The sequence below is a fragment of the Hydrogenophaga sp. genome, assembly GCF_051007235.1.
Lineage (GTDB): Bacteria > Pseudomonadota > Gammaproteobacteria > Burkholderiales > Burkholderiaceae_C > Hydrogenophaga.
This window is the reverse complement of sequence record NZ_JBPCSJ010000115.1, coordinates 1-9,604: the sequence shown is the minus strand read 5'-3', so window position 1 is coordinate 9,604 and position 9,604 is coordinate 1. Positions and strand designations below refer to the sequence as shown.

Here is a 9,604-nt window from a genome sequence, read left to right as displayed (position 1 = left end):
GTCTCGAACCCGCGGTGCGGGTGCGCGCCGACGCCGCGGCGTTTGGTGGTCGGCTCGAACACCACCGGGCCGCCGTAGTCGAGCATGAGGAAAGGTGAGAACGCGGCGGGGTCGTCGTTGTACGAAAACAGGGTGCGCACGGGGAACCCGTCGCCGACCCAGTGGCCTTGCGTGTTGCGCTGGATGAATTGCACGGACTTCATCGTGGGAGTCTCCTTTGAAGGTCCATTGTGGGGCGGAGCCGCGTTTCGCAAGACCGTCAGGGACAATCCAGCCTATGCGCATCCAAGACTTGCGCCAGCGGCTCGCGTCGCTCGGCGCCCTGCCCAAACACCAGCACCGCGTGCTCCGCCTGTGGAGCAACGCCCTGCCGCAGACGGCGGGCAAGCGGCAGATCGAACACTTCCTGCCCGCCACGCTGCGCGCCGCGCTGCCGGCGCTCGAAGCCGATCTGGCGGGCCTCGCCCAGCTCGAATCCGCCCACCCGGGCGACGACGGGTCCGAACGCCTGCTGGTGAAGCTGGGCGACGGCCAGCTGGTCGAAAGCGTGCTGCTGCTGCCCGACCGCACGCCCGGCCTGTGCGTGTCCACCCAGGTGGGGTGCGCCGTGGGCTGCCGCTTCTGCATGACCGGCACCACGGGACTGATCCGCCAGCTGGGCAGCGCCGAGATCGTGGCCCAGGTGGCGCTGGCGCGCACCCGCCGGCCGGTGAAAAAGGTGGTGTTCATGGGCATGGGCGAGCCCGCACACAACCTGGACAACGTGCTGGAAGCCATCGACCTGCTGGGCACGGCCGGCAACATCGGCCACAAGAACCTGGTGTTTTCCACCGTGGGCGACGCGCGCGTGTTCGACGAGTTGCCGCGTGGCGCCGTCAAGCCTGCGCTGGCGCTGTCGCTGCACACCACCAAGGCTGATCTGCGCCGCGAGCTGCTGCCGCGCGCGCCGCTGCTCACGCCCGAAGAACTGGTGGAGGCCGGCGAGGCCTACGCCCGCGCCACCGGCTACCCCATTCAGTACCAGTGGACGCTGCTGGACGGCATCAACGACGGCGACGACGAGATCGAGGGCCTCGTGCGCCTGCTCACGGGCAAGTACGCCATCCTCAACCTGATCCCCTACAACACCACCGAAGGCATGCCCTATGTGCGGCCGAGCTGGGAAAAGGCCGCCGACATCGCGCGCCGCCTGCACCGCCGCCACATCCTGACCAAGCTGCGCATGTCCGCCGGGCAGGACGTGGACGGGGGGTGTGGGCAGCTGCGGGCGCGGGCCGAGCCGCCGGCGCGGCGAACGGTGCCTATCCGCGCCGCGGTTTGAGCCCAGCTGGCGCGATAACCGGGCCATCCGGGGCTTTTATCTGGTCTTAAGGTCGGCGCATTCCGGTCGATAGTGGAAGAACCGGTGATTCGATGGGGAACGGCTGAAACCGTTCGGCTGACAGGATCGCCACCTTTCCATCCACATCGAGCACCTTGGTATGCGTGTCCTGTTGCACCCCCATGCCGCGTCGGCGGACCGGCCCGGCGGCCTGGGCGCCTGGCTGATGCAGCCCTTGGCGCGGCTGTTGCCAGCGTCGCCGCGACCAGCGGTACCGCCGATGCTGGGCGAGGTGGCGCAGCGCCTGACCCAGGCCTCCGAGCTGTGGTCCACCCACCTGGGCACGGCCCAGGACCAGATGCACGAGGCCACCCAGGCCCTACTGGGCGGCTTCACCTCCATCCTCCAGACGCTGGACGCGATCGTGGCGCCGTCCGGCGGAAGCGATGACGCCGACGCCGAGGTGGACGAGCGGGCCGCCATGCTCGCGCAATGCGAGGAGCGGCTGCGCGAGCTGCTCGCGACCTTCTCGCACCTGGTGCAATCGCGCGACGCCATGCTCGGCTCGGTGCGCTCGCTCTCGACCGCCTCGCAGAGCCTGGCGCAGATGGCCGAAGACGTCAGCAAGCTCGCGCGCCAGACCAACCTGCTGTCCATCAACGCGGCCATCGAGGCGGCGCGCGCGGGCGAAAGCGGTCGCGGTTTTTCGGTCGTCGCCGCCGAGGTGCGGCGGCTGTCCACCGAATCTGGCAACACGGGCAAGAACATCACCGACCAGGTGGACCGGTTCGGCTCCCGCATGCACCAGGCGCTGGAAGAGGCCGATGCCCATGCCCGGCGCGACGCCCAGGCGGTGAACGCTTCCGGGCAGCTGATCAGCGACGTGATCGCGCGCGTCGACGGCGCCGTGTCCGACCTCAACACCCGTGCCGTCGAGCTGCGCGCTCGCGGCGCGATGGTCAAGGCCGAGGTGGAGCAGCTGATGGTGGCCTTTCAGTTCCAGGACCGCGTGCACCAGATCCTCGACCAGGTGCGCCAGTCCATGGCCCAGGCGGCCGAGCGGCTGCAGGCCTCGCTGGCCGAGGGCCGCGTCCCCGATGCCGCCGAATGGGAGGCCCTGCTCACCGCGGGCTACACCACCGATGAGCAGCGCAGCGCCGGCGGCGCTGCGCCAGCGTCTGCCGGCAGCAGCAGCGAAACCACCTTTTTCTGAACCCTCCGACCCGGGAGTCTCCATGGCCAAGACCATTCTGATCGTCGACGACTCCAGCTCACTGCGCATGGTGGTGAAGCTGGCCCTCAACCGCGCGGGTTACGAGGTGCTCGAAGCCGCTGACGGCAAGCAGGGCCTGGCCCAGCTGGAGAAGGCGGGCAAGGTGCACCTGATCGTCAGCGACGTGAACATGCCCGTGATGGACGGCATCGCCTTCGTCACCGAGGTCAAGAAGCACCCGCGCCACAAGTTCACGCCGGTGGTGATGCTCACCACCGAGGGTCAGGACGCCAGGAAGGAGCAGGGCAAGGCGGCCGGCGCCAAGGCCTGGATCGTCAAACCCTTCAACCCGCCGCAACTGCTGGACGCGGTGTCCAAGCTGATCCTGCCTTGACACCTTGACGTGCAGCGCCCCGGCGCGCTGCACACGACCCCCTCCCGCAGGCCGGCGACGACAACCGAGGAACTTGCATGAGCCACACGCGCACCCTTCCTGCCGAACTGACCATCTACACGGTGGGCGAACTCAGGGGCCAGTGCCTGACCTGGCTGGGCGAGCGCCCTGCCGAAGGCGATGCGGGCAGCGAACACTGGCCGCTCGATGCGAGCGCTGTCGACCAGATCGACGCGGCGGGCGTGCAACTGCTGGTCTCGCTCTCGCACACCCTGAGCCAACAGGGCCAGCCCCTGGTCCTGCAACAACCCAGTGCCGTGCTGTGCGATGCCTGCAGTGCGCTGGGCCTGGGCGACTGGCTCGCCACCTGCACCCCCGAAGGAGCCCCTGCATGAGCGCCCAGGAAGACAACAGCTTCATCGCCGAGGCTTTGCCCGCCTTCATCAGCGAGGCCGGCGAACAGCTGGAGATGCTGGAACAGCTGCTGCTGCAGCTGGAAGACGAGCCGGACAGCCAGGACCTGCTGGGTGCGCTGTTCCGCTGCGCCCACACCGTCAAGGGATCGGCCGGCATCTTCGGCCTGGACGAGGTGGTGGCCTTCACACACCACGTCGAGACCCTGCTGGACCGCCTGCGCGATGGCGCCGTGACGCTCACGCCCGCCATGAGCACGCTGCTGCTGCAGTGCAACGACCAGATCCGCTACCTGATCGGTCTGGCACAGACACAGACGCAGGCGGACGCCGACGCCGTGGCCACCCGCGCCGACCTCGAAGCCCGGCTGCAGGCCTTCAGCGGCGACACGGCGCAGGCCGGCGCCCCTGCCACCGGAGCCACGCCACCGGCCGCTGGCCCGTCCGCCGCCGACCGGCCGTGGAACGTGTCTGTGGCCTTTCTGGCCGACACCTTTCGCAACGGCATGGACCCGCTGGCGGTGTTGAACTACGTGCGCGGCATGGGCGAGATCACCCGCATCGTCTGTGACGCCTCCGCCGTGCCCGGGCTGGACACCCTGGACCCCGAGAGCTGCCACCTGGCGTTCGACTTCGACCTGGTGACGGCATCGCCACAGGACGCCATCGAAGCCGCCTTCAGCTTCGTACGGGACGACTGCACGCTGGCCATCACACCGCCCGCCGTGGCCGAGACGGCCGCACCGCTGGCCGTTGACGCCGCCGCCGTGCCCGCTGCACCCAGCCCCGCGCCCAAGGCCGCACCGGCCAAGGCCCGCGAAGGCGGCGCCACCGCCATGGACGATCAGCGCTTCATCCGCGTGCAGGCCGACCGGCTCGACGCCGTGATCAACCTGCTGGGCGAGCTGGTCATCGCGGGTGCCGGCGCCTCGTTGCTGGCGCGCGCGAGCCGCCAGGGCTCGCTGATCGAGGCCAACGAACAGATCAGTGCCCTGATCGAGGAAATCCGCAACGGCACGCTGCAGCTGCGCATGGTGCCGATCGGCGAGACCTTCTCGCGCTTTCGGCGTGTGGTGCGCGACACCGCGGCCGAGCTGGGCAAGGACGTGGCGCTGGAGATCGTGGGCGGCGAAACCGAGCTCGACAAGTCGGTGGTCGAGCGCATCGCCGATCCGCTGATGCACCTGGTGCGCAACGGCCTGGACCACGGCCTGGAAACACCCGAGCAGCGCGTCGCCGCCGGCAAGCCGGCGCAGGGCCGGCTCATCCTCTCGGCCTGCCACGAGTCCGGCAGCATCCTGATCCGCATCACCGACGACGGCCGCGGCGTGCAACGCGAGAAGGTGCTGGCCCGCGCCTGGGAGCGCGGCCTGCTGGAGCAGGGCGTGGTGCCGCCGGACGCCGACATCCTCAAGCTGATTTTTGAACCCGGCTTCTCCACCGCCGAGAAGGTCACCAACCTCAGCGGCCGCGGCGTCGGCATGGACGTGGTGCGCCGCAACATCGAGGCGCTGCGCGGTTCGGTGCTGCTCACCAGCGAGGCCGGTCAGGGTTCGACCATCGAGATCCGCCTGCCGCTGACGCTGGCCATCATCGACGGCTTCCTGATCGGTGTCGGCGACTCGCGCTTCATCTTCCCGCTGGACGCGGTGGTCGAAGTGATCGAGAACCGCCCGGCCGCCGCCGACATGGACGCCAGCGGGCGCGGTGTGGTCGAGCTGCGCGGCCAGGTGCTGCCGGTGGTGAGCCTGCGCACGCTGTACGCGCTCGATGCGCCCGAGCCCGAGCGCGTGAGCGTGGTGGTGATCCAGTTTGGCGGCCAGCGCTTTGGCGTGCTGGTCGACCAGCTGCTGGGCCAGCACCAGACCGTGATCAAACCCCTGGGCCGCATGTTCAAGAGCCTGCGCGGCATGTCGGGTTCTTCCATCCTGGGCAACGGGGATGTCGCCCTGATTTTTGATGTGGCCTCCCTCAGCCAGCTGGCGACCCACCCGCCTGCGAGGGCGCGGCAACCGTTCAAGATATCCCCGCACACCACCCCGTCTGTACCCACGCACCCTGAAGGATTGACGCCATGACGCAACAGCTCTCTGTATCCCCGCTCGCTCGACTGTTCGCCGGCAGCGAGCTCACACGCCTGAACCAGGCCCTTGAAGCCGCCGAGCTGGAGCTGAAAACCGTGAAAGCGGAGCTGGCTGTGAGAACCGCCATCATGAACGAGACCAGCATCGTCTCGGAGGCGGACAAGAAGGGCGACATCCTGTCGATCAACGAGAAGTTCATCGAGGTGTCGAAGTACTCCCGAGAGGAGCTGATCGGTCAGCCGCACAACACCACGCGGCACCCGGATATGTCCAAAGAGGTGTTCAAGCAGTTGTGGTCCACCATCGGGCGTGGCGACATGTTCCGCGGGATCATCAAGAACCGCGCCAAGGACGGCACGCCGTACTACGTCGACGCGGTGATCGCGCCGATCCTGGGCGAGAACGGCAAGCCCATGAAGTACCTCGGCGTGCGCTACGACATCACCGCTTCGGAGATCGAGCGGCAGAACGCCAAGGGCATCGTCGATGCCATCAACAACTCGTCGGCTTACGCTGAGTTCACCACCGACGGCCTGCTGATTCAGGCCAACCAGAACTTTCTCACCATGATGGGCTACCGGCTGGAGGAAGTGGCCGGACGGCACCACCGCATGTTTGTGGATCCGGCCAAGGCAGGAAAGGAAGGCTATGCCGACCTCTGGCGGGAACTCAATGAGGGGGTGTCGCGCAGTGGAACGTTCCAGGGCATCACCAGGTCCGGCAGCGATGTCTGGATTCAGGGTGTGTATGCGCCGGTCAAGGACGAGATGGGACGCGTGTTCAAGGTGGTCCAGATCACCAACGACGTGACCTCCGAGATTCGGGCGGCGCGCATGCTGGGCGAGGCGGCGGAACACGCCCAGGCGGTGATCGCGGCGGCCAAGGAGGGCGACCTGGATCAGCGCATTCCGATAGAAGGCAAGACCGGTGCGCCCCTGGTGTTGAGCGAAGGCATCAACTCTCTGCTGGAGACCACGGGCGTTGTATTCACGGATGTTGGGCGCATCTTTGGCGCGCTGTCCAGTGGAGATCTGAGTCAGCGCATGGAGCGCGAGTACGCAGGCGTGTTCCAGCAGGTCAAGAACGATGCCAACGCCACCTGCGACAAGCTGTCGGAGGTGATGGACGAGGTGCGCTCGGCGGCCGAAGCCCTCACCGGCGCCGCCAACCAGGTCAGCGCCACGGCGCAGAGCCTGTCGCAGGCCGCCAGCGAGCAGGCCGCGTCGGTCGAAGAGACCTCGGCCTCGATCGACCAGATGTCGGCTTCGATCTCGCAAAACAGCGACAACGCGCGCATCACCGACAGCATGGCGGCCAAGGCCAGCAAAGAGGCCGGCGAGGGCGGTCATGCCGTGACCCAGACGGTGCAGGCGATGAAGCAGATCGCCGCCAAGATCAGCATCGTCGACGACATCGCCTACCAGACCAACCGGCTGGCGCTCAACGCCGCTATCGAGGCCGCTCGCGCAGGTGAACACGGCAAGGGTTTTGCGGTGGTGGCGGCCGAGGTGCGCAAGCTGGCCGAACGCAGCCAGGAAGCGGCCAAGGAAATCGGTGACCTCGCGGGTCACAGCGTGGACACGGCTGAGGGTGCGGGCAAGTTGCTCGGCGAGATCGTGCCCTCGATCCAGCGCACTTCCGATCTGGTGCAGGAAATTGCGGCGGCGTCGCGCGAACAGAGCCAGTCGGTCACGCAGATCGGTGGTGCCATGGGCCAGCTGTCGCGGGCGACGCAGCAGAACGCCTCGGCCTCCGAGGAGCTGGCAGCGACGTCCGAAGAACTCACGGGTCAGGCCGAGCAGCTGCAGCAGTCGGTGGCCTTTTTCAGCAGCGGCGAGGGCGAGATCGTGGTGCGCCGCGGCGCGCCCGAACCGGCACCGCGGCGACGTGCGGGCTCCTCGAACCTGCGCATGGCGGCCGTGGCGGGTGCGCCCGTGCCGCGCACCAGCAACTTCCGGCCCTATTGAGCCCTGTTCCACACCAAGAAGGAAAACACCATGTCACAGCACCAACCCTCCTGGATGGCCCAGCTGTTCGCCGGCAGCGAGCTCTCGCAGTTGAGCGCCACGCTGGCAGAACAGTCGAAGGCCCGCGCTGCCGCCGAATCTGCGCTGGCGGAGCTGAAGGCCCGGCTCGATGCGGTCGAGTCCGAGCTCAAGGTCCGCACGGACATCATGAACGAGACCAGCATCGTCTCGGAGGCCGACAAGAAGGGCGACATCCTGTCGATCAACGAGAAGTTCATCGAGGTGTCGAAGTACTCGCGAGAGGAGCTGATCGGCCAGCCGCACAACACCACGCGGCACCCCGACATGCCCAAGGACGTGTTCAAGCAGATGTGGTCCACCATCGGTCGGGGCCAGATGTTCCGCGGGATCATCAAGAACCGCGCCAAGGACGGCACGCCGTACTACGTGGATGCGGTGATCGCGCCGATCCTGGGCGAGAACGGCAAGCCCATGAAGTACCTCGGCGTGCGCTACGACATCACCACGTCCGAGATCGAGCGGCAGAACGCGCGCGGCATCCTGGCCGCCATCGACACCTCGTACGCCTACATCGAGTTCGACCTGACCGGTCGCGTGCTCAGCGCCAACGACAACTTCCTCAAGGTGCTGGGCTACCGCAGCGAAGAGGTGGTCGGCCAGCACCACCGAATGTTCGTCGATCCGGCCGAATCGAACACGCCGGCCTACGACCAGTTCTGGCGCGACCTCAACGACGGCAAGCCGCAGAACCGCGTGTTCCGCCGCGTGAGCAAGTCCGGGCAGGATGTGTACATCCAGGCCGTCTATGCGCCCGTGAAGAACGAAACCGGGGCGTTGATCAAGATCGTCAAGATCGCCACCGACGTGACCGAGCAGATGCACACCAAGCACATGCTGGAGAGCGCCGTCGAACAGGCCCAGCAGGTGACTTCGGCGGCGCGCAGCGGCGACCTGACGCAGCGCATTCCGATGCAGGGCAAGTCCGGCCCCGTGGCGGTGCTGTGCGAAGGGGTGAACGCCCTGGTGGAAACCTCGTCGGTGATTTTCGAGGACGTCGGCCGGGTGTTCGGTGCGCTCGCCAACGGGGACCTGACCCAGCGCATCACGCGCGGCTATGAAGGCACCTTCAACCAGGTGAAGGTGGACGCCAACGCCACCAGCGAGGCCCTGGCTGGCATCGTCGACGACGTGGGCCGTGTGTTCTCGGGCCTGGCCAATGGCGATCTGACGCAGCGCATCGTGCGCGAAGCGTCCGGCACGTTCGACCAGGTCAAGCAGGACGCCAACGCCAGCTGCGAGAAGCTGGCCGGCATCATCGAAGAGGTGCGTTCGGCGGCGGACGCGCTGACCGGCGCGGCCAACCAGGTCAGCGCCACGGCGCAGAGCCTGTCGCAGGCGGCCAGCGAGCAGGCCTCGTCGGTGGAAGAGACGACCGCGTCCATCGAACTGATGTCGGCGTCGATCTCGCAGAACAGCGACAACGCCCGCGTCACCGACGGCATGGCCACCAAGGCCAGCAAAGAAGCGGGCGATGGCGGTGAGGCCGTGAAGCAGACGGTGCAGGCGATGAAACAGATCGCGGCCAAGATCGGCATCATCGACGACATCGCCTACCAGACCAACCTGCTGGCGCTCAACGCGGCGATCGAAGCGGCACGCGCGGGCGAACACGGCAAGGGCTTTGCGGTGGTGGCCGCCGAGGTGCGCAAGCTGGCCGAGCGCAGCCAGGAAGCGGCCAAGGAAATCGGCGACCTGGCCGGCAACAGCGTGGACACGGCCGAGCGCGCGGGCCGGCTGCTGGGCGAGATCGTGCCCTCGATCCAGCGCACCAGCGAGCTGGTGCAGGAGATCGCGGCAGCGTCCAGCGAACAGAGCCAGTCGGTCACGCAGATCGGTGGCGCCATGGGGCAGCTCTCCAAGGCCACTCAGCAGAACGCCTCGGCCTCCGAGGAGCTGGCGGCGACGTCCGAGGAACTCTCGGGCCAGGCCGAGCAGCTGCAGCAGTCGGTGGCCTTCTTCAGCAGCGGCGAGGGCGAGATCGTGGTGCGCCGCGGCGCGCCCGAACCGGCACCGCGGCGCAAGGCGGTGGCTTCCGGCCTGCGCATGGCGGCCGTGGCGGGCGCGCCCGTGCCGCGCACCGGCACCGGCAACTTCCGCCCCTATTGACCGGAGACCCTCCATGGCCACCCAG

At 67.8% G+C, this 9,604-nt stretch carries 7 protein-coding genes and 1 pseudogene; 7 read left to right on the top strand and 1 reads right to left on the bottom strand.

Annotated elements, in window-relative coordinates; genetic code table 11:
• A pseudogene (locus tag ACR2JA_RS04285) lies at nt 1-203 on the bottom strand (pirin family protein); the annotation flags it as partial.
• 74 nt (nt 204-277) lie between these two features.
• Here ACR2JA_RS04285 and ACR2JA_RS04280 point away from each other — a divergent pair.
• The 7 genes from ACR2JA_RS04280 (at nt 278) to ACR2JA_RS04250 (ending at nt 9,579) form a co-directional block, all read left to right on the top strand.
• Nucleotides 278-1,321: an RNA methyltransferase gene (locus ACR2JA_RS04280; RefSeq protein ID WP_434007879.1), complete on the top strand. Its 1,044-nt coding sequence runs from the start codon at nt 278-280 to the stop codon at nt 1,319-1,321.
• 160 nt (nt 1,322-1,481) lie between these two features.
• A complete protein-coding gene (locus tag ACR2JA_RS04275; RefSeq protein ID WP_434007878.1) occupies nt 1,482-2,534 on the top strand; it encodes a methyl-accepting chemotaxis protein in 1,053 nt (350 codons plus the stop codon).
• A 22-nt stretch (nt 2,535-2,556) separates the two neighbouring features.
• Nucleotides 2,557-2,928 carry a response regulator gene (locus ACR2JA_RS04270; protein WP_434007877.1) on the top strand — a complete coding sequence of 124 codons (372 nt, stop codon included), beginning with the start codon at nt 2,557-2,559 and terminating at the stop codon, nt 2,926-2,928.
• A 77-nt stretch (nt 2,929-3,005) separates the two neighbouring features.
• Entirely contained in the window at nt 3,006-3,323 is a 318-nt protein-coding gene (locus ACR2JA_RS04265; protein WP_434007876.1) for an STAS domain-containing protein, read from the top strand.
• Nucleotides 3,320-5,419, top strand: coding sequence for a chemotaxis protein CheA (locus ACR2JA_RS04260; protein WP_434007875.1), 2,100 nt, complete (start codon nt 3,320-3,322; stop codon nt 5,417-5,419). The genes ACR2JA_RS04265 and ACR2JA_RS04260 overlap by 4 nt, the downstream gene beginning before the upstream one ends.
• Nucleotides 5,416-7,392 carry a methyl-accepting chemotaxis protein gene (locus ACR2JA_RS04255; RefSeq protein WP_434007874.1) on the top strand — a complete coding sequence of 659 codons (1,977 nt, stop codon included), beginning with the start codon at nt 5,416-5,418 and terminating at the stop codon, nt 7,390-7,392. The genes ACR2JA_RS04260 and ACR2JA_RS04255 overlap by 4 nt, the downstream gene beginning before the upstream one ends.
• A 30-nt stretch (nt 7,393-7,422) precedes the next feature.
• Nucleotides 7,423-9,579 carry a methyl-accepting chemotaxis protein gene (locus tag ACR2JA_RS04250; RefSeq protein WP_434007873.1) on the top strand — a complete coding sequence of 719 codons (2,157 nt, stop codon included), beginning with the start codon at nt 7,423-7,425 and terminating at the stop codon, nt 9,577-9,579.
• Nucleotides 9,580-9,604: the final 25 nt, after the last annotated feature.

Coding starts and splice junctions, on each gene's coding strand:
- ACR2JA_RS04280 (WP_434007879.1), top strand. CDS start 278: ATGCGCATCCAAGACTTGCGCCAGCGGCTCGCGTCGCTCGGCGCCCTG.
- ACR2JA_RS04275 (WP_434007878.1), top strand. CDS start 1,482: ATGCGTGTCCTGTTGCACCCCCATGCCGCGTCGGCGGACCGGCCCGGC.
- ACR2JA_RS04270 (WP_434007877.1), top strand. CDS start 2,557: ATGGCCAAGACCATTCTGATCGTCGACGACTCCAGCTCACTGCGCATG.
- ACR2JA_RS04265 (WP_434007876.1), top strand. CDS start 3,006: ATGAGCCACACGCGCACCCTTCCTGCCGAACTGACCATCTACACGGTG.
- ACR2JA_RS04260 (WP_434007875.1), top strand. CDS start 3,320: ATGAGCGCCCAGGAAGACAACAGCTTCATCGCCGAGGCTTTGCCCGCC.
- ACR2JA_RS04255 (WP_434007874.1), top strand. CDS start 5,416: ATGACGCAACAGCTCTCTGTATCCCCGCTCGCTCGACTGTTCGCCGGC.
- ACR2JA_RS04250 (WP_434007873.1), top strand. CDS start 7,423: ATGTCACAGCACCAACCCTCCTGGATGGCCCAGCTGTTCGCCGGCAGC.